At 63.9% G+C, this 18,611-nt stretch carries 16 protein-coding genes; 10 read left to right on the top strand and 6 right to left on the bottom strand.

The window, feature by feature from the left end:
- Positions 1-21: 21 nt before the first annotated feature.
- The 3 genes from HF684_RS16245 to HF684_RS16235 all read left to right on the top strand — a co-directional run bounded on the left by HF684_RS16245 (position 22) and on the right by HF684_RS16235 (position 4,346).
- Positions 22-2,277 (top strand): MMPL family transporter, encoded by a 2,256-nt coding sequence (locus HF684_RS16245; protein ID WP_169253319.1) that lies wholly within the window; start codon positions 22-24, stop codon positions 2,275-2,277.
- 126 nt (positions 2,278-2,403) lie between these two features.
- Entirely contained in the window at positions 2,404-3,729 is a 1,326-nt protein-coding gene (locus HF684_RS16240; RefSeq protein WP_248278993.1) for a sensor histidine kinase, read from the top strand.
- Positions 3,726-4,346: a response regulator transcription factor gene (locus HF684_RS16235; protein WP_169253318.1), complete on the top strand. Its 621-nt coding sequence runs from the start codon at positions 3,726-3,728 to the stop codon at positions 4,344-4,346. The genes HF684_RS16240 and HF684_RS16235 overlap by 4 nt, the downstream gene beginning before the upstream one ends.
- Before the next feature lie 121 nt (positions 4,347-4,467).
- Here the strand turns inward: HF684_RS16235 and HF684_RS16230 are convergent, their stop codons facing one another.
- From HF684_RS16230 to HF684_RS16220, 3 genes are all read right to left on the bottom strand, one after another.
- Positions 4,468-4,929 carry a hypothetical protein gene (locus tag HF684_RS16230; protein WP_169253317.1) on the bottom strand — a complete coding sequence of 154 codons (462 nt, stop codon included), beginning with the start codon at positions 4,927-4,929 and terminating at the stop codon, positions 4,468-4,470.
- Complete coding sequence (locus HF684_RS16225; protein WP_169253316.1) at positions 4,919-5,335, bottom strand: hypothetical protein; 417 nt, start codon at positions 5,333-5,335, stop codon at positions 4,919-4,921. The genes HF684_RS16230 and HF684_RS16225 overlap by 11 nt, the downstream gene beginning before the upstream one ends.
- A 158-nt stretch (positions 5,336-5,493) precedes the next feature.
- Positions 5,494-6,243 (bottom strand): LysE family translocator, encoded by a 750-nt coding sequence (locus HF684_RS16220; RefSeq protein WP_169253315.1) that lies wholly within the window; start codon positions 6,241-6,243, stop codon positions 5,494-5,496.
- Positions 6,244-6,532: 289 nt separating this feature from the next.
- Between HF684_RS16220 and HF684_RS16215 the strand changes: the two genes are divergently transcribed.
- The 5 genes from HF684_RS16215 to gap all read left to right on the top strand — a co-directional run bounded on the left by HF684_RS16215 (position 6,533) and on the right by gap (position 12,655).
- Positions 6,533-7,477, top strand: coding sequence for a LysR family transcriptional regulator (locus HF684_RS16215; RefSeq protein ID WP_169253314.1), 945 nt, complete (start codon positions 6,533-6,535; stop codon positions 7,475-7,477).
- A gap of 379 nt (positions 7,478-7,856) precedes the next feature.
- Entirely contained in the window at positions 7,857-9,785 is a 1,929-nt protein-coding gene (locus tag HF684_RS16210) for a serine hydrolase (protein WP_169253313.1), read from the top strand.
- 176 nt (positions 9,786-9,961) lie between these two features.
- On the top strand, positions 9,962-10,303 hold the full coding sequence (locus HF684_RS16205; RefSeq protein WP_169253312.1) for a carboxymuconolactone decarboxylase family protein: 342 nt from the start codon (positions 9,962-9,964) through the stop codon (positions 10,301-10,303).
- A gap of 45 nt (positions 10,304-10,348) precedes the next feature.
- Positions 10,349-11,446 carry a DJ-1/PfpI family protein gene (locus tag HF684_RS16200; RefSeq protein ID WP_169253311.1) on the top strand — a complete coding sequence of 366 codons (1,098 nt, stop codon included), beginning with the start codon at positions 10,349-10,351 and terminating at the stop codon, positions 11,444-11,446.
- 213 nt (positions 11,447-11,659) lie between these two features.
- On the top strand, positions 11,660-12,655 hold the full coding sequence (gene gap, locus HF684_RS16195; RefSeq protein WP_169253310.1) for a type I glyceraldehyde-3-phosphate dehydrogenase: 996 nt from the start codon (positions 11,660-11,662) through the stop codon (positions 12,653-12,655).
- Between the two features lie 232 nt (positions 12,656-12,887).
- On the opposite strand, the gene HF684_RS16190 is transcribed toward gap, so the two are convergent.
- Positions 12,888-13,205, bottom strand: a complete 318-nt coding sequence (locus HF684_RS16190; protein WP_169253309.1) for an XRE family transcriptional regulator — start codon at positions 13,203-13,205, stop codon at positions 12,888-12,890.
- Between the two features lie 259 nt (positions 13,206-13,464).
- Here HF684_RS16190 and HF684_RS16185 point away from each other — a divergent pair, with 259 nt between their 5' ends.
- Positions 13,465-14,325: a hypothetical protein gene (locus tag HF684_RS16185; protein WP_169253308.1), complete on the top strand. Its 861-nt coding sequence runs from the start codon at positions 13,465-13,467 to the stop codon at positions 14,323-14,325.
- Positions 14,326-14,375: 50 nt separating this feature from the next.
- Here HF684_RS16185 and HF684_RS16180 read toward each other — a convergent pair whose 3' ends face one another.
- Both HF684_RS16180 and HF684_RS16175 read right to left on the bottom strand, forming a co-directional pair.
- Positions 14,376-16,295 carry a sugar phosphate isomerase/epimerase and 4-hydroxyphenylpyruvate domain-containing protein gene (locus HF684_RS16180; RefSeq protein ID WP_169253307.1) on the bottom strand — a complete coding sequence of 640 codons (1,920 nt, stop codon included), beginning with the start codon at positions 16,293-16,295 and terminating at the stop codon, positions 14,376-14,378.
- Positions 16,292-17,617, bottom strand: coding sequence for an MFS transporter (locus HF684_RS16175; protein WP_169253306.1), 1,326 nt, complete (start codon positions 17,615-17,617; stop codon positions 16,292-16,294). The genes HF684_RS16180 and HF684_RS16175 overlap by 4 nt, the downstream gene beginning before the upstream one ends.
- Positions 17,618-17,859: 242 nt before the next feature.
- Here HF684_RS16175 and HF684_RS16170 point away from each other — a divergent pair, with 242 nt between their 5' ends.
- The gene (locus HF684_RS16170) at positions 17,860-18,609 is read left to right on the top strand and encodes an IclR family transcriptional regulator (protein ID WP_169253305.1); all 750 of its coding nucleotides are present in this window, start codon (positions 17,860-17,862) and stop codon (positions 18,607-18,609) included.
- Positions 18,610-18,611 lie beyond the last annotated feature (2 nt).

Raw genomic sequence — 18,611 nt, 5'->3', positions numbered from 1 at the left:
TCAGATTGATGGACTGGAGTCATGAACTCACCACTGGCGAAAACCGCACATACGCTGACATCGAAGCGCGGTTCGTGGCTCGTCCTCGGCGGGGTCGTCGTCCTCGTCGCTCTGCTCTTCGGACTCCTGTCCGGGGCAGGGGAGGACCGACCCAGCGAAACTGCTCCGGCCGACTCCGAATCGACTCAGGCCCAGACAATCCTCGATAAGTTCCCCGAGGCAGACAAACAGTCCGTCATGGTCGTGGCTTCGAACGAGGACGGATCCGAACTCTCCGCCGACGACCAAGCGCAGCTGAAGAAGCTCGGCAGTTCGCTCGGCGATTCCGTCGGCGACGAATCCACTGCGGCCGTCACCGGGCCGATCCTCAGCGACGACAAACAGGCCGCGCTGCTCATGGTGCCGATCACGGTGGGCCTGACGAACTCCGACACCGCTGAGACCGTCGACGAGCTGCGCACCGCCATCGCCGACGACCCGACCGCCCAGTCGCTCACCGGCGACGGCATGTCTCTGCTGGTCACGGGCGGCCCCGCGATCGGCGCCGACATCGCCTCGGCGTTCAACGGTGCGGACTTCACCCTGCTCATCGTCACCGTCGTCATCGTCGCCCTGCTGCTCATCATCACCTACCGTTCGCCGGTCCTGTGGCTGTTGCCGCTCATCGTCATCGGCACCGCCGACGGACTCGCCTCGACCGTGACCGCGGCCGTCGGCGACTGGCTCGACCTGCAATTCGATGCGGGCATCATCAGCGTCCTCGTCTTCGGCGCGGGAGCCAACTACGCACTGCTGTTCATCTCCCGCTACCGCGAGGAGCTGCGCCGAGTCACCGACCACCGCACCGCCCTCGCCGAGGCGTGGACCCACACCGCGTCGACGATCCTCGCCTCGAATCTCACGGTCGTCCTGTCCCTGCTCAGCCTCGTCTTCGCGATCATCCCCGGCACCCGCGGCCTGGGCATCACCGCGGCCGTCGGCCTGCTCATCTCCGTAGCCGCCGTCCTCTTCGCGCTGCCGCCCGTGCTCGCGATCTGCGGCAAGACGATGTTCTGGCCCTTCATCCCGAAAGCAGAAGCGACTGTGGATGAAGAGCTCACCCCCGCCGAGGCGGCCGCCGCCACCCGTGCCACCGCACCTGCGAGTGTGGCCAAGCCTTCGATCTGGCGCACGATCGCCACCCGCGTGGTGCGCAAACCGGGGCTCCACCTCGGCGCCGGGATCGTCATCCTCGGTGTCATGGCCACCGGTTTCATCGGATCGTCGATCGGTCTCGATCAGACTGAGAAATTCCGGGTCCAGTCCGAATCGGCGCAGGGACTCGACGTCCTCGCCGACCATTTCCCGCCCGGGGAATCCCAGCCGATCTGGATCGTCGCCGATACCGACCATGCCGATGAGGTCGCCGATTCGGTCAGCGATATGGACGGCGTCGTGCGCGCCGCGCCGGTCGAGGACACGACAATCGACGGCGCTTCCGTCACGAAGATCATGGTCACCGGCGAATACGAACCCGACAGCGCAAAGGGACTCGACCTCGTCGAGGACATCCGCAGCGATGTCCATGCCATCGACGGAGCGAACGCCCAGGTCGGCGGGGCCGCGGCCACGGAGCTCGACGCCCGCGACGGTAACTGGACGGACTTCGTCACGATCGTTCCGATGGTGCTGGCGATCAGCTTCATCATCCTGCTCGGCATCCTCCGCGCACCGATCGCAGCGTTCACTCTGCTGCTCGTCAACGTAGTGTCCTCGGCGGCGGCGATCGGACTCGGTGCGTTCCTGTCACGGACGATCTTCGGCCAGTCCGCGCTCGATTCTCAGGTGCCGATCCTCGCGTTCCTCTTCCTCGTGGCGCTCGGCATCGACTACTCGATCTTCCTCGCCCACCGCGCGAAGAAGGAGTCCGTCCTCCACAGCGGACGCCAGGGAATGATCGAAGCTGTCGCCCACACCGGCGGCGTCATCACCAGCGCCGGCATCGTCTTGGCCGGAGTGTTCGCGGCACTGGGCATGCTGCCGCTGATGGTCCTCGGCCAGCTCGGCCTCATCGTCGGAGTCGGCGTGCTCGTCGACACGATCATCGTCCGCACCATCATCGTCCCCTCGATCTTCGGACTCGTGGGCAACCGGATGTGGTGGCCGAACAAGGTGATTACGCGCTTCCACGAGGGTGCTGCTGGTGGTGAGGCTGACGGAGACGAACACTCCACCCATCTGCTCGCCGAGAAGGAATTCGCGGACTCCGGTTCCGGGATTCACCACGGCAAGCACTGAACCGTCACGCTGGGTGGGCCCGGGCGACGACGCAGATCGTCGCCCGGGCCCACTCGGTTTCCGCACCGGACGGCGCAGATGTCATACCACCGGGGTTCCGGATGTGATTGAGTTGGCAGGGAGATCATGACAGCACTGGATCACCGTTTCGGCACGTTCGTCGCCGAGGCCGATCTGCAGGAAGGTGGCAGCGTGGGCGCACGCAAATGGACGGAACGGACGATGGAGATCGGCCAGCACGCCATCGCGCTCGTCCTCATGCTCATCTCCTGCATTCGCGCGATCACCACCGGCGCCCCGATGCTCGCCGCGATCGCCGTGAGCATCGTCTTCCTCGCCTGGTACGCCCTCGGCGCCGTCCGCGCTGCTCGCTCCGGAGCGCTGGTGCTGGCGAAATGGTGGCTCATCGTCCTCGCCGCCGCGTGGCTGTGCACCCTGCTCGTCTCCGCCGAGTTCATCTGGGTCGCCTTCCTCCTCTGGCTGCTCGCCGGTCACCTCTTCTCCCTGCGCATCGCCATCGTCTTCACTGCACTGACCTATATCGCGACCATCGTCGCGCCGCTGGCTCACTATGGTCAGGTGCTTCCGCCGAGCATCATCGGCTCACTCATCGGTGCCGTTTTCGCGCTGGGGCTCTCCCGCGGTTACATCGAACTCCTCCGTGAAGGTCGTCGTCGGGAGGAGCTGCTGCGTTCCCTCGAACTCGCCCACCAGAACCTGCTCGACCTCCAGGACGAACTCGCCCTGACTCAGCGGCATGCCGGCGAGATCCAGGAGCGGACCCGCGTCTCCCGCGATATCCACGACACGATCGCGCAGTCGATCTCGTCGATCCGCCTCATCGCCCACGCCGAGGCGGAGCGCACCACCGATGACCACGCCGGGCAGGTGCTCGCCCAAGTCGAGGACCTCGCCGCGCACAGCTCCCGCGACGTCCGCCGCATCATCGCCGCCCTCGCCCCGGCCGAATTCGAGGACGGTGCGCTGACCGCGGCGATCCGGCGGTTGCTGGCCCGCCTCGAAGAGGACAGCTCGATCACGGGCCGCCTCGACGTCGACGAGACCCTGCCGACCCTGTCCGCCGAGGCGGAGGTAGCGCTGCTGCGCACCGCGCAATCGGCTCTGGCCAACGTTCGACAGCATTCGCAGGCCACACGAGTGATGGTCAGCCTCATGGACATCGACGGGGCGATCAGAATGGACATCGTCGACGACGGGGTCGGAATGGCCGATCCGCACAACCGGCAGCGGAACCCCGATTCGGGATTCGGCCTCGACTTCATCGGCTCCAGGATGCGCGAACTCGGCGGTGAACTCGTCATCGAATCGAGTCAGGGATCCGGGTTCGCGATCTCCGCGACCCTACCCAGCCAATCCCAGCTGCACACCCGGGGTGAGGGACTCGGCACCGCTGATGAAGAAACGCGCACCGACACAGGAGAGAACGCATGAGCATCCGAGTCATCCTCGTCGACGATCACCCGGTCGTGCGGGCGGGTCTGAAGTCCGTCATCGACGCACCGGACCACATCGCTGTGATCGGTGAGGCCGGCAGCGGAGAGGAGGCGCTGACGATCGTCGACGAACTCGACCCCGACGTCGTCCTCTGCGACCTGCGGCTGGGGGAGGGGATCGACGGCATCGAGGTGACGAAGAGGCTGCGCGCGAAGGCGAACCCGCCGGCGGTGCTCATCCTTACCACCTTCGACCTCGACTCGGAGATCATCGCCGCGATCAACGCCGGGGCCTCGGGGTACCTGCTCAAGGACATCGACCCGGGGGACATCTCGACGGCGATCGAGAAGGCGGCGAAGGGGGAGACCTACATGCCTCCGGAGATCTCGTCGAAGGTCTTCGCCGCGATGCGCAATCCCAGTCCGAAGCTGACCCGTCGCGAACGTGACGTCGTCAGACTCTTGGCCACCGGGGCGTCGAACGCGCAGATCGCCCAGGAGCTCTTCGTCACCGAGGCGACTGTGAAGAGTCACCTCGTCAATGTGTTCACGAAGCTCGGCGTGGATTCCCGTGCCCGCGCCATCCGCGTCGCCGAGGACCAGGGGCTGGTGTAGAGGCAGCGCCTCTCGCGGACTCCGCCGAGAAACGGGCTGGGTGTCGAAAAACGGGTGTGCACGTGCGTTTCTCGACGCTCAGCCCGTTTCTCGGCGATTCTCACACGCTGGCCTAGCTCGCTTACTCGTTCGCGAACCGGGTGAACTGCGCTTCATCGTTGACCGAGGTGCCTCTGTAATCCTGTTGCTGACCACTTGGCACCAGGTCTTGGTAGTAGCCGAGCCGGTTGCCCCAAGGATCTGTGAAGTCAACAAAAGCGACGACACCAGGCAGCTGTGACGGTTCGGACCGCGCTATCCCGGAGGAGTCGAGAAACGACAACGCCTCGCCCAGATCGAGTACGCGAAAGCGGACTCTGTTGAGCAATGGGGATGCTGGGTCTTTCCCCGACACCTGAAACCAGCATTCCTGACCAGCGATCGGCGACCACTCGAAGAAGTCGTCGTGCGGCTCGAACTCCGGCTCGCGGCCAAACAGCGAACTGTAGAACGAACGCGCTGCGGCAGTCTCGTCGGTCGGCACGTAGACTTGCAAGGTGAAACCGGCGGTCTGAACGGCCGTGATGTCCGGATCAATTCCCATGGCTATTTGCTCCCTGGCGATCGGCTGCGTCGTGTGAGTGTCCGAACCATGCTCTCGGAATGCTGACCTCAAGCATCGAAAGATCAAGATAGCGGACGATGATTCCCTTCCGGTCTAACGCGGCATAGTTGCCTACCCGCACCTCTATCGGCGAAATAGCCCACGAGGAGGCGTCGTCCAAGCCGATCTTCGTCACATCGTCGACCAGCAGCACCGGACCGGGCCCAAGCGCACGTTCAGCCGGATCATCTTCGACCATCACGCAGGCGCGGTCGTTGACTCCTAACAACGCAGTCCGCGGATCGGGCCGCCAATAGACGTTGAGCCCGCCCGCTACGTGGGCGGAGACAGCATCGAAGAGGTCATCCGTGGGGACCATGGTGAAAGCGTGCGCGAGAATCTTCATAGTTCTGTCCTCATCATGTTGACCAGGGAATCTTACGTCGTCGAGTCTTCGCCGTTTCAGTTGGAGACGCAATGGGCTCTATGCGAGACCAGAGAATCATTATCGTGGGCCGTTTCCGGTCCGTCGCTGCTGTTTCACTTGTCGGTCGGAAGCATCCATCAGTGGAAGGCGACGATTCCTATTCCGATACAGATGAGCACGACGCCCGAGAAGGCATCGACGATCATCGGCCCTGAACCGGCCGTCAGCAAGCGACCGATACGTGCCGCCGCTAAAGAGACTATCGCCCCGTAGATGAGGATGCATATGGCTATGGTTGCGAGGAGCAATCCATAGTCGACCAGCCCCGGGGCATGAGGCAGGAAAGGCGGAAGGAGCGCAAGGAAGAAGAGACCAGTCTTCGGATTCGTCAGTGAGCTGATCAGGCCCGTGCGGAAGACAGCCGTCGGTTTCACCACAGTGCGCCAATTGCCCGTCCCCGAAGCGGTATAGAATTCCGCTGAGGCCGCGACGTCGACTTCGGTCTCTGTGCTCAGATCCGCGGGCGCCACTCGTACAGACGTCTTTTCTGTGGAATCGTATTCGACCTCGCTGTCGGCATTGCGCGACGTCGAACGCAACGTCCGGCGGAGGCCCAGAAGAGCTGACGCGCCCAGGAGGACTAGGTAGCAGCCTCCCACCAAGGTCAGTGCAGTTCGGACACCGGGGAATTGTTCAAGAACAGCAGCAACGCCAGTCACGGCGAACACGGCCCACATCATGACACCGAGCGCTACTGCCGAAACATAGACGAAGCCAGCGTAGACATTTCGTGCTCCGAACTTGAGCATGAGAAAGGTATCGGGTCCCGGGGTCACCGCCAAAATGATGCTGGCGCCGAGGAACGCGGTGTACTCGGACCCGGTCACCGTGGGTCCCTCCGCATCCGCATTGACATTGTCTCGAGTCTCGAATATTGGCCAAGTGTGTACCAACCGCGACGAATCGTTGCGCACACGTCCGCAAAGCCCAACTCACTCAAGGGCAGGCGGTCCGAACTCGGACAGGCGATACGTCCGATGCTGAAATAACCCGCTAGTACGGCGCCGCAGACGATCGACAGAGAGAGCATGGCCGGTTCCCTTCAGCTGTTTTCCGGATCTTTCGACGCTTCCAGCATGTCTCTGTTCAGTCATCAAGAAAAGCAAACATTTATGAATGTTTATCAGTCAGTGGCGTACAATATTCCAAGTGTGGGATCTCAATAGGCTCAGGGTATGGCGCGCTGTAGTGAAAGCCGGGTCGGTCAACGCCGCCGCACGTAACCTCCAGTACGCACCCGCGAGCGTCAGCCAGCACATCATCGCCCTGGAGAGAACGGTGGGCTATCCGATCTATCGCCGAAGTGGGCGCGGAATTGAGATCACCGACGCCGGCAGACAGCTGGCTGACGAATCCGAACCCCTATTCGTCGAGGCGAAGCGGCTCGAGGCCCTCACTGAAGCTGTCCGTACCGGTCCGCGGCCGAGGTTGACCATCGGGTGCTTCTCGTCGGTGGCAAAGGAGTGGATTCCAACAGTCCTGGGTGAAGTCGTTCGGAGGTATCCCGATCTGCGATTCGACATCATGACGAACGAGCCTCTGATCGGAACAGAACGGCGCTTCGGCGATCTCGATATAGCGAACGAACCGGGCCACGCCGAGCCTCAGGAGGTTTCGGGATACCGGCGCGAGGAACTGATCGACGATGAATACATGGTGGTGCTGCCGAGAGGCCATCGGTTGAGCGCACAAAGGAACGTAGCCGTAGGGGAGTTGGCTGAAGAGCCCATGGTCGATCTAAGCGTCATCGGCGGGCCTACTCAAGAAGTGGTCGAGCACGTCACCCAAGCTGCAGGGTTCAGTCCGAAATACGTCGCTCGTGCTGATGATCATTATGGCATTCTTGCGATGGTGAGTGCTGGGATCGGTGTGACGGTGCTGCCGCGCTTGGCCATCGGTGAGCTGCCGGCCGACCTGACTGCACGACCGCTCGTCGATCCCACGCCCATCCGGCGTGTAGTGCTCTTGGTTCGGCGCGAAATCGCTCACCTTGAACATATCGAGTTCATCAGGACTTCGCTGCGGAGCCATGCCGGGCATCATCGAGGCTACTCGGTCTGATCGAGCCCTCCGGTGGTCTCGATGACATAGTGAGCAGCAGCCGCGCCGACGGTCAACGAGGCCGATGTCTTCTTCCTCAAGGTCAGCCTCTAGTGGTCGATAATGCGCCAGACGCTGCCAGTCTGTGACCTCGACGTCGGGGTCGACATCAGCGTAATGATGCACGGGAGGCGAAATGTCAGGTGAATAACTGATTGGTAATCACCCAGACTGTCACTCCAGGTGAGAGGCGCAGACTCTCGGGACGGAGAACGCCGCAACGCCCGAATCGGCCCGCTTCGGCTACGGGGTTTCACCTCGTACCGGTAGTGTGTTCCCTGCACAGCGGGACGGCCGCGCGCATGCGCAGCGCAGTCCAGGTCGAGACAGCGGAGGTGACATGGCAGGCGAAGACGAGACTCTTCCGCCCCGCCCGGCGACCCCTCCGAACCGCCGCATCGGTGCACTGTCCGGCAATACCAAGGGCATCAGCACATCCACAGAAACCGCCACCGAGGCGGTTCCCGGCCAGTCCGCGGACGCGGACTCCCAGCAGCCCCCGGCCTCCCAGAGTCCCACAGTTGCGCAGCGCGGAGACGACGATGCGGACGCCTCGGCGCCGGATATCACCCTTCCGCATGTCGGGGAACTCGAATCGGCCAGCGAAGACGCAATCGTCGACCCCTCCGAAGCGGTGCTCGAGAGCATCGACCTCGATACCTGGAAATGGCCGGAGTTCTTCGCCTTCGCCCTGACCCGGATGCAGGAGATCTTCCCGACCGGCGGTATCCCGCGCGGCATCGGACCTGTGCGCGAATACGTCACCGACGACAACGACTTCCGCCCGCTGACCATCGACCGCGAGAAGTGGCCGGCGATCGACGAAGATTGGACCACTGTCGGCGACGTCCTGGCCAACACCCACACCGACGCCTGGCTCGTCACTCGCAACGGGATGGCACTGGCTGAGGAATACGCCTGGCCGATGAAGCCGGCCCGCCAGCACATGCTCTTCTCCGTGAGCAAGTCCATCGTGGCCACCGTCATCGGAGCGCTCGCCGACGCCGGGCTGCTGCGCACGACCGATCTCGTCACCACGCATGTGCCCGCTCTGGCGAAGAGCGGCTACGCGGGGGCAACCATCCGCGACCTGCTCGACATGCGCTCGGGAATCAAGTTCTCCGAGGAGTACCTCGAGAAGGATTCGGAGATCCGTGCCCTGTTCGAAGCCGTCGATTTCGCGCCGCGGACGGCAGCCTCGGCGAACGGGATCAAGAACTTTCTCACCGGACTGACCAGCGAGCGTGACCACGGATCGGCTTTCGTCTACCGTAGCTGCGAAACCGATGTGCTCGCTTGGATCGCCGAGGCGGTCACCGGCCAGCCGTTCTCCATCGTCACCAGCGAATACGTGTGGTCGAAGATCGGCGCCGCCCACGCTGCCCAGGTCTGCCAGGACCGGTGGGGCGGATCGATCGCCGACGGCGCCATCAGCGCGACCTTGCGCGACCTCGCCCGCTTCGGCGAGATGATCGCCCGCGGCGGCACCACCGAAAACGGCGAACGGGTGCTCTCGGCGGAATGGGTCGACGACATCTTCACCGGTGCCGAGGACTCGGCGAAGATCTTCGCCGCATCCCCGTCGGGGCGTTCCTATCCGGGCGGCATGTACCGCAGCCAGTTCTGGTTGCCTTCGGCCAGCCGGGACGTCGTCATCGGCATCGGCATTCATGGCCAGATGCTCTACATCGACCGCGCCACGCAGACCGTCGGTGTCAAGCTCTCAAGCGACCCTGAACCGGTGAGCCTGGCCGCCCAGCACGGCACCTTGGCCATGTTCGAAGCCATCGCCGAAGCGGTCCCGACTACCGGTCGGACGCCTGCCGATCCTGCCCCCACCGAGGCGGCTCCCCGAAACGCTGCACCGGGCACCGCACCAGCAGCGCCGAGTGCTGCTGCGCCCGTCGACCCGAGTATCGGCAGTCCCGAAGCGGAGAGCGCCGAGGCGCTGGCCGCAGAGTCGATTCCGGCGGCTGCGTCACCAGCCGACGCGGTGCAGGCGGCTGCGAATTCCGTCGAATCGGTCCCCGCAGACACCCTGCCCGCACCGGCAGAGGCCGCACCGGTGGCTCCGGCTCCCGCCGACCCGACGTCCGCAGCGCCAGCATCTGCAGACCCTGCATCTGCAGGGCCCATGCCTCCGCTGAGTGAAGTAGCGTCTCCTGCGATTGCACCTCCTGATGTCTCGCCTCCCTCAGCCGCACCTCAGGAACCGCCTCTGCCGGGAACTCAGGCGGCTTCTCTCGTCAGCCAGAACACGCTCTACTGAGGCCGAGCGGTTCGCGTGTCTCCTGCGGACGGACCCACATCGCAACCGCGCGGATAGTCGAGACGGATCCACCCGCAGAAGACAGCGGTTGTCATCATTGGGCGAAACCCGTGCAGCCGAGGAGCGAAATCGGTAGCGTGAGGATCGGAATGACACCGATCACAGGAGGCAGCACGATGTCAGATTTCTTCGACCGCGAGACCGACGGCAAGTACGACAAGGCCTACAAAGAGACCACTCCCGACATTCTCAAGGCCTTCGGCGAGTTCAACAACGCCGTCTTCGCCGCAGAAGGCCGCGAGATTCCGCTGAAGTACCGTGAACTGATCGCCTACGCCGTCGGCTTGACCACCCAGTGCGCCTACTGCATCGATGCGCATTCGAATGCCGCCGTCAAAGCCGGTGCCACAGAGACCGAACTGGCCGAGACCGCCTGGACCGCCTCGGCTCTCCGCGCCGGTGGAGCATATGCCCACGGTCGTCTGGGCTTCAAGCTCACGGGGGTCCACGAGCACTGAGTTCGCACCGGGGCGAGTCCCGATTGCCTAGACTGAGAGGCGATCATGACTGACGACCCCCGCACCCTTCCGCGCAGAGCACCCCGTTCCCGCCCGCACCGCATCCTCGTGCTGGCATTGGACGGGGTGTCTGCTATGGATCTCGGCGTCCCCGTCCAGGTCTTCGGCCGCGAGTCGAACGCCGCCACCGACCGCACCCGCACCGAGGTGGCTCCCCGCTCCCAGCCGAACCCGAGCGGTGAGGCGGCTTCCGCCGTCCCCGGTGCACGAACGACGACCGTGCCCGCGGGCAGCTGGCCCTATGAAGTCGAGGTCTGCGGCATCACCGCAGGCAAAGTGGCCGGATCGGACGGGCTGGACTATTCCGTCGATCGAGGTCTCGAAGCGTTGGAGACCGCGGATACGGTCATCCTGCCCGGTGCCACCTCGGCCGTGGCAGAGGAACCACCCGCTTCAGTCATCGGGGCCCTGCTCTCGGCGTTCGAGCGCGGCGCGCGGATCGCCGCGATCTCCACCGGCACGTTCGTCCTCGCGCGCACGGGGCTGCTCGTCGGGCGACGCGCCACCACGCACTGGTCGACGGCGAAAGAGCTTGCTCGACGGTTCCCCTCGATCAAGGTCGACGAGAACGTTCTATTCATCGACGAGGGGCAGCTGCTGACCTCGGCCGGAGCCGCCTCGGCGATCGATCTGTGCCTCCATCTCATCCGCAGCGACCACGGCGTCGGCCTGTCCAATCAGGTCGCCCGACGCCTGGTCGCCGCCGCCTACCGGAGCGCGGGCCAGGCACAGTACGTGCCGCGCAGCGTGCCCGATCCTCTCGGCGACGACTTCGCCGACACCCGCGAATGGGCACTGCAGCACATCGGGGAGAAGATCACCCTGCGCGATCTCGCCGCCAATGCCGGAGTCTCCGTGCGCACCTTCTCCCGTCGCTTCGTCGAAGACACCGGCTACACCCCGATGCAGTGGGTTCTCAGGGCCCGAGTCGATGTCGCCCGAGAGCTGCTGGAGAATTCCGACCTGGGCATCGAGCAGATCGCTGACCAGGTGGGACTCGGGACGGGGGCGAATCTGCGGATGCACTTCCAACGCATCCTCTCGACCTCACCGAACGACTACCGCCACTCCTTTCAGGGCTGAGTAAAGGCTGATGCCGGTGCAGAGGGCTGGGCGCTTTTCGGTACATTTCAGCGACCCGGATCACACGTCAACGGCCATGGCCAGAAACTTTCGGCATCTGGCAATACGACTGGCGAGAACCTTGCGCAGATTGACTGTCTGGCCACTGTTGACGTTTGTGGAAATCGCCCATGATGGAGGTATCAAGACGAATCCCGTGTAAAAGGAGTGACATTGACTCGCATCGCCATCAATGGTTTCGGTCGCATCGGACGCAGCACCCTGCGGGCCCTGATCGAGCGCGGCAGCGAGCTCGAGGTCGTGGCCATCAACGACCTCGGCGCCGTCGACGATCTCGCTCGGCTGCTGAAGTTCGACACCACCCTCGGACGCTTCAACCACGACGTCGAGGCCACCGAAGATTCCCTCGTCATCGACGGCAAGACCGTCAAGGTCTTCGCCGAGAAGGATCCGGCCAAGCTGCCCTGGGGCGAGCTCGGCATCGACATCGCCCTCGAATCGACCGGCCGCTTCACCAAGGCCGACAAGGCCAACGCCCACATCACCGCCGGCGCGAAGAAGGTCCTCGTCTCCGCTCCCTCGAAGGGTGCCGACGTCACCCTCGCCTATGGTGTGAACAGCGAGGCGTACAAGCCCGAGCACACCGTCATCTCCAACGCCTCGTGCACGACGAACGCCCTGGCTCCGCTGGCCAAGGTCCTCGATGACCTCGCCGGAATCGAGCAGGGCTTCATGACCACCGTCCACGCCTACACCGGTGACCAGATGGTTCAGGACGGCCCGCACAAGGATCCCCGTCGTGCCCGTGCCGCTGCCGAGAACATCATCCCCACTTCGACGGGTGCGGCCAAGGCCATCGGCCTCGTCCTCCCGCAGCTCGACGGAAAGCTGTCCGGCGACGCCATCCGCGTTCCCGTCCCGGTCGGCTCGATCGTCGAGATCAACACGACCGTGTCCCGCGAGGTCACCCGCGACGAGGTGCTCGACGCCTACAAGAAGGCCTCGGAGGGCGAACTCAAAGGCATCCTCGAGTACGAGGACGAGCCCATCGTCTCCTCCGATATCGTCGGTCAGCCCGCTTCGTCGATCTTCGACTCCGCGCTCACCCGCGTCGTCGGCAACCACGTCAAGGTCGTTGCCTGGTATGACAACGAGTGGGGCTTCTCCAATCGTGTCGTCGACAACCTCGAGTTCATCGGCAAGAACTGACGTTCTCCGCTGATGCTTCCCGGCGTTCGACGCCGGCGACATTTCGGCACCGAGGTGGTCCCTCGATGCCAACGGATGCACCTGTGGCCTCGAATCTGCTCAATGCGGATTCGAGGCCACAGCCTTGTGATGACTCAGCCGCCCTTGTGATGACTCAGCCGCCCTTGTGATGACTCAGCCGCCGGATCTTCACTGACGACGCCTGGTTGCTCAGCGTCTTTCCGCGGAGGGCTCAGACGTCATCGGAGCCGGGGGTGCCGCCTTCGTCTTCCCAGCGTTCGATCGCGCGGACTTTTGCGCGGCTGAACTTCAGACGGATGCCGTAGCCACCCTCTGCGCCGTCGGGAATGAACCGTGCACCGTACTCCTCGAGGGCGAGGATGAGACGACGCTCCTGCTCAGCGGTGAGGTCCGCGATTCCCTTTTCGTAGTCCTTGAGTTCGGACTTCTTGATCTCAGCCTTGTCTGCCACATGCTTGGCTGACACCTGGCAGAGGATCCGCGAGGCGCGTGCCAGGGGGCCGTCGATGATGATCTCTTCTGTGCTCATGGCTCCACCTTGCCAGAGCCCGTCAGGAGTGCCAAGGCAGAGGGACTCTTATGAGGGTGGCGGTTTCCCCTGGTGAGACGGTGCGTGGCACGACGTTGTCCAAGCAAATGCACCTCTTGCGATTTCATATGAATGATTCGTTCTATTCTGCTCCGATCAAGGTATGTCAGTGCCTCCGGATAGTGTTTCATCATGCCTCCGACAGCGGAGTCAGGGGCGCCGCATCGCAGGGTGCGATGCATGACGGAAGGTCAGAACAATGGAGATCACGACCAGCAGCATCAGAGAATTGGCGTGGAGCTGTGAAGAGTTCCTCGATGACCAAGGGAGGCCGCGATCAATCAGCTATCCGGGCAGTCTCGCTCTGTGCATTCTCGACGCGCTCTATTCGACGGGGTCGCACCCGACGGCGGTCGACAACGTCACCGATCGCTATATCGCCCGGCACGGTGAATCCGATGGGGCGAAATCACTGCGGTATTCGATTGCAGAGGCCGGCGGGCCCGAGGTGTGGGCGCGGGAGGTGATCTGCAACGTCAAGCCCGCCAACGTGCAGCCGGGCGCCATGCTCAGGGCCGAGGTGGTCGACCGCGCCACTAGAGTGATGGCTGATCACGGTATCGACACCGTTGAGCACCTGCTTGCCGCGGTCAAAGAAGAACCGTGTATCGGGCCGCATGCCAATGTGGTGGCAAAGGCCTGGAGAGCGCTCCCCAGTCAGAGATCGGGGTTCTCGTGGCGCAATCTGCTCATGATCGCCGGCTCCCCTCATTTCGATATCGACTACCGCGTGAAGGGCTATTTCAATCAGATTGTCGGGTGGTACCCCATAGCCACGGACGAGTATGTGCTTGAACTGATCGGCGCTGCCGCTGATTTCCTCGGTGTTGAGGAGCACGAGATCCGGCGAATCGTCTGGCAGATCTCGCGCCGTCGGCTTCGGCCGAATCCTCGACGCGAGATGTGCCCTTGGTCGTACGGCCTCGAGCTCGAGGCAGGCGAGGACGTCGACGATGAGTCGTGGGAGTCGTCCTTCGGCTTCGAAGGTTCGGCGATCAACTCGAGCGACTGGTCTGGTATGGAATACGTCGATCCACGCGGGAGCGCTGCGCCGTTCTGAGCGGCTCCTGCTCCGCGCTGACCGGGGATCGCCTGTGGGGACTCGGCACTTCAACTCTCCGTATTGCGCCGGTGTTGAGCGGCCAGCCGCACCGGCGCGTTCGGAGCGCCGAAGCCGCGATAGCCGGTACGGCGTTCGACCATCTCGAAGAAGACCGAGCCGATCGTCGACGTATAGAAATGGAGGAACTCGCCCTCGTCGTCACGGTCGTAGAGGATATTGTGCTCGCTGAGCCGATCCAGCAGCTCCGGTGCGAGGTCGAAGCGTGCGGCAAGGTCTTCATAGTAGTTCTGCGGCACTTCCAAGAACTTCAGGCCTCGCGCGACCGCGGTCATCGCGGCAGTGAAGATGTCGTCGCAGGCGATGGCCACATGCTCGGGGTAGGTCTCTGCGGTTGAGCCAACACCTCGGCCCAACGCGTTGGGACTGTGGTCGGGGGAGACGTTGAGCGGCATCCTCACTGCCCCATCGGCGCTCGACATCACTTGGGAGCGCACAAGACCGGAGGGGCTCGGCACGTCCTGGGACGGCAGTGCGGTCAGAGCGAGGAGGGAGGTGTAGAAGAGCACTGCTTCGTCGTAGTGGTGAGCAGGCTGAGCGAGGTTGATGTGGTCGATCGCCGACTGCCGGTCGTCCGGGACGGTGCCGAACTCGTCGGTCCACTGCGGATCCTCACCATCGCCATCACCGAAGAAGACCTCTGATCCGTCGGGTGCGAAGACCCCACGCAGCACCTCTTCGTCGTGTGCCTGATCGCGGGGGACTTCCGTGGCCGAGAGCAAGAGCGCACGTTCCATTGCGGCGTCGGCATTGTCGACGGCGAAGCCGATGCCGCGCAGAAATGTTCCGGACCCGGTGGAGTCTGCTGCCAAGGCGGCGGCTTCTTCAGCCGGGTCGGTGGTTTCGTTGGTCACGGTGGTGAATTCGTCGCACGGGCCGGCGGGCTCAGTGACGACGATTCGAGCCTGACCGCGTTGCCACAGCTGCACATGTGGTTTCGTGCGGTGGAAGCCGACGAACCGGAAGCCGAGCTGGTGGATCAACCGGGTGAGCGCGCCCAGGTCATCGGTGTTCAGTTCGACGTAGTCGATGCCTCGCGGCTCCGCGACCTGCGGCAGCGGCTGCAGGTCGAGCCCCACATGAGCGCCGTCCGTGCCGACGGCCGACACATTGGCTTCGAGCCATCGCAGAGAACGCAGTCCGTCGACAGCGGTGCGCTGAGTGTCGGCCTGCCGGAAGGAATCGTTGAAGACCTCGAGCGACACCGGTCCGGCATAACCGGTACCGGCGACGCGAGCGAGGAAGTCGGTGAGATCCCACGAGCCTTCGCCGGGGAAGACTCGGTGGTGACGGGACCAGCTGAGCACGTCCATCGACAGGGACGGAGCGTCGGCGAGCTGGAGGAAGAAGATCTTCTCGCCCGGGATCTCGGCGATGCGTGACAGGTCCGTGCCACGGGAGAGGATGTGGAAGCTGTCGAGGCAGGTGCCGATGCGCGGATGATCGGCGGCCTTGACGAGATCCCAGGCGCGATCATATTCGGAGACGAACCGACCCCAGGCCAGCGCCTCATAGGCGACGTCGATGTCGTATCCCTCGGCCAGATCGCCGAGGCGGCGCAGCTGATCGACGACGACGTCATCATCGTCGACGGTTGCGGTGGCGACGTTCGAGCAGAGCAGCATCGTGGTCATGCCGAGCCGCTTCATCAGCTGGAACTTCGCCTCGGCACGGGCCAGGTTGGCGGCGAACTGCTCCTCATCGACCCCTTCGAAATCGCGGAAGGGCTGATAGAGGTCAAGACTCAGTCCGAGCTCTGCGGCCAGTGCGGCGGTCGCTTCGGGGGAGTTGGGGGAGACGATGAGATCCTGTTCGAAGATCTCGACTCCATCGAATCCTGCCGTCGCGGCAGCCTGCAGCTTCTCCTCGAGCGTGCCCGACAGGCACACCGTGGCAATCGAAGTTCTCATCGTGACCTTTCCTCGTGGATGACATCGATCTCTTCCAGGCTCAGTCCCTTCGTCTCCTTCGCCGTCATGGCGACCAGGCCGACGACGATGCAGACGCCCGCGGTGAACGCGGCGACCGAGACCCAATTCTCTCCTCCGGCGCCGGCGACAGCGGACGCGAGGACCGGAGCCAGACCGCCGGAGACCGCGAATCCGACCTGTGTGCCCAGTGCCAGACCTGTCACTCGTGCCGTCGTCGGGAACATTTCGGCATAGAACGAGGGCCAGATGGAATTGGCCAGCGAGTACGCACAGCCGGACATGATGGCGCCGAAGACGAAGATGAGCGGCCAGTTCCCGGCCGAAACCGCACCCAGGTACGGGAACATCATCAGGCCCGACCCGACGGCCCCGGTGATGAAGACCGGCTTCCGGCCGAACCGGTCGGAGAGCAGCGCGGCGGCCGGGATCGCGAACAGAGCGACACCGTTGGCGATGACCGAGACGAGCAGCATGGTCGAACGCTCGAGTCCGACGATCGACGTGGCGAACGACAGCGACCAGACGGTGAAGACCATATTCACGGTGTTGACCATGGCGCATACGGCCACGCGGACGACCGCGGCCTTGTGCCACCGGAAGACCTGCATGAGAGGTGGGTTGTCGGCGCGTGCCTCCTTGAACGCCGGCGGCTCCTCGAGGCCACGACGGATGAGCCAGGCGGTGAGCACGACGAGCGCCGACAGCCAGAACGGTACGCGCCAACCCCAGCTGAACAGTGCTTCGTCGGGCAGGAAGGCCGTGAAGGGGATGAACACTGCGGTGGCCAGCAGAGTCCCGGCCTGAGTGCCGTGCAGGGTCCAGCTTGTCGTCCACGATCGTTTCTTCTCGGCCGAATGTTCAAGGGAGACGGAGATTGCGCTCGCCTGCTCGCCAGAAGCGGACAGGCCCTGGACGATGCGGCAGAGCACGAGGAGGATCGGGGCCAGCATGCCGACCTGTTCATAGGTCGGTAGGCAGCCGACGAGGAAGGTCGAGACGCCCATCATGAACAGAGTGAGCATGAGGACGAATTTTCGACCGAAGCGGTCACCGAGCGGTCCCATGATGAGTGCGCCCAGCGGGCGCACGACATAGGCGACTCCGACTGTGCCCATCGCCAAGAGGATGGCGATTCCCGGTGCGGTGGTCTCGGGGAAGAACAAGGTATTGAGCACCAGCGCCGCAGCGGTTCCATAGACCGCGAAGTCGTAGTACTCCAAAGCGGAGCCCGTCCAACTCGACAAGGCCGCGCGCAGCGGTGTCTTCTTCGTGGGGCGAGCTTCCTCGATCGCGTTGCTCATGCTTCCTCGCATTTCTGACTCTCAGGGACATGGCGGCAGTCTCGGCGCTGTCGAGCGTTCATCGGACCGGCACGGTATTGCCATAGTGTGGCAATACTTGTTACATTGTGGTTTACAGTGTGATTGAGATGACATAGCCTGTCAACGTGGAACTCGGGAATTCTGCTTTCCGGACTCACGAACCGCCCGCATACACTGCCCCGACACCATCGAACAGCCACAGCAGCGCAAGGAGGCGAAGCATGCCGCCCAAGGGCTCGAACTCGGTGACGAAGACCTTCGAGATGCTCGAACTCCTCGGTGAATCGCCCGAGGGGATCAGCGCCGCCCAGGCCGCCGAGACGACTGGCTACCCCTTCTCGACCGCCTACCGCCTCCTCGGCGGGCTCGTCGAATCCGGGTATGCCAGCTTCGATGCGCGTACGAAGATCTACACCCTCGGGATGGAGGTCTTCCGCTTGGCCCAGAAGGTCGCGCACCGGCAAGGGCTGTCCGGAGCGACGAGGGACCTGCTCCAGGAGCTGACGGCCTCCACCGGCGAATCGAGCATCCTCGCCATCCGGCGCGGCAATGCCGCTCTCACCGTGCTCACCGTCGACGGCCCGCAGTTCCGCACGACCACCGACCCGGGGGACGAATCACCGTTGCACACCTCCGCGATCGGCCAGGCTCTGCTCGCCCATGATCCGCAGGTCGATGCCACCGTCGACGCTCTCGACCTCGTCGCCCGTACTCCGAACTCGATCACCGACCCGGCACAGATGCGCACACGTCTCGAACAGATCCGCACCGACGGGTGGGCGGGACAGTCCGAAGAGAACGACATCGGCATGAATGCCCTGGCCGTACCCGTCTTCGACCTCGACGGCACCCTGCTGGCCTCGCTCGCGCTGGCCGCTCCGGTCTTTCGCCGCAGCCTCGACGAGCTCATCGAATTCGTCCCTCGACTGAACGAAACCGCGGCCTTGATCGCCGCCCGATTCCCGAGGTGACC

It is taken from the genome of Brevibacterium sp. 'Marine' (assembly GCF_012844365.1).
Classification (GTDB): Bacteria; Actinomycetota; Actinomycetes; order Actinomycetales; family Brevibacteriaceae; genus Brevibacterium.
This window is presented reverse-complemented; position numbering and strand designations above follow the sequence as displayed.

Excerpts from the sequence above, each read along its gene's own strand:
- HF684_RS16245 (WP_169253319.1), top strand. The coding sequence starts at position 22 with ATGAACTCACCACTGGCGAAAACCGCACATACGCTGACATCGAAGCGC.
- HF684_RS16240 (WP_248278993.1), top strand. The coding sequence starts at position 2,404 with ATGACAGCACTGGATCACCGTTTCGGCACGTTCGTCGCCGAGGCCGAT.
- HF684_RS16235 (WP_169253318.1), top strand. The coding sequence starts at position 3,726 with ATGAGCATCCGAGTCATCCTCGTCGACGATCACCCGGTCGTGCGGGCG.
- HF684_RS16230 (WP_169253317.1), bottom strand. The coding sequence starts at position 4,929 with ATGGGAATTGATCCGGACATCACGGCCGTTCAGACCGCCGGTTTCACC.
- HF684_RS16225 (WP_169253316.1), bottom strand. The coding sequence starts at position 5,335 with ATGAAGATTCTCGCGCACGCTTTCACCATGGTCCCCACGGATGACCTC.
- HF684_RS16215 (WP_169253314.1), top strand. The coding sequence starts at position 6,533 with ATGTTTATCAGTCAGTGGCGTACAATATTCCAAGTGTGGGATCTCAAT.
- HF684_RS16210 (WP_169253313.1), top strand. The coding sequence starts at position 7,857 with ATGGCAGGCGAAGACGAGACTCTTCCGCCCCGCCCGGCGACCCCTCCG.
- HF684_RS16205 (WP_169253312.1), top strand. The coding sequence starts at position 9,962 with ATGTCAGATTTCTTCGACCGCGAGACCGACGGCAAGTACGACAAGGCC.
- HF684_RS16200 (WP_169253311.1), top strand. The coding sequence starts at position 10,349 with ATGACTGACGACCCCCGCACCCTTCCGCGCAGAGCACCCCGTTCCCGC.
- HF684_RS16190 (WP_169253309.1), bottom strand. The coding sequence starts at position 13,205 with ATGAGCACAGAAGAGATCATCATCGACGGCCCCCTGGCACGCGCCTCG.
- HF684_RS16185 (WP_169253308.1), top strand. The coding sequence starts at position 13,465 with ATGGAGATCACGACCAGCAGCATCAGAGAATTGGCGTGGAGCTGTGAA.
- HF684_RS16180 (WP_169253307.1), bottom strand. The coding sequence starts at position 16,295 with ATGAGAACTTCGATTGCCACGGTGTGCCTGTCGGGCACGCTCGAGGAG.
- HF684_RS16175 (WP_169253306.1), bottom strand. The coding sequence starts at position 17,617 with ATGAGCAACGCGATCGAGGAAGCTCGCCCCACGAAGAAGACACCGCTG.
- HF684_RS16170 (WP_169253305.1), top strand. The coding sequence starts at position 17,860 with ATGCCGCCCAAGGGCTCGAACTCGGTGACGAAGACCTTCGAGATGCTC.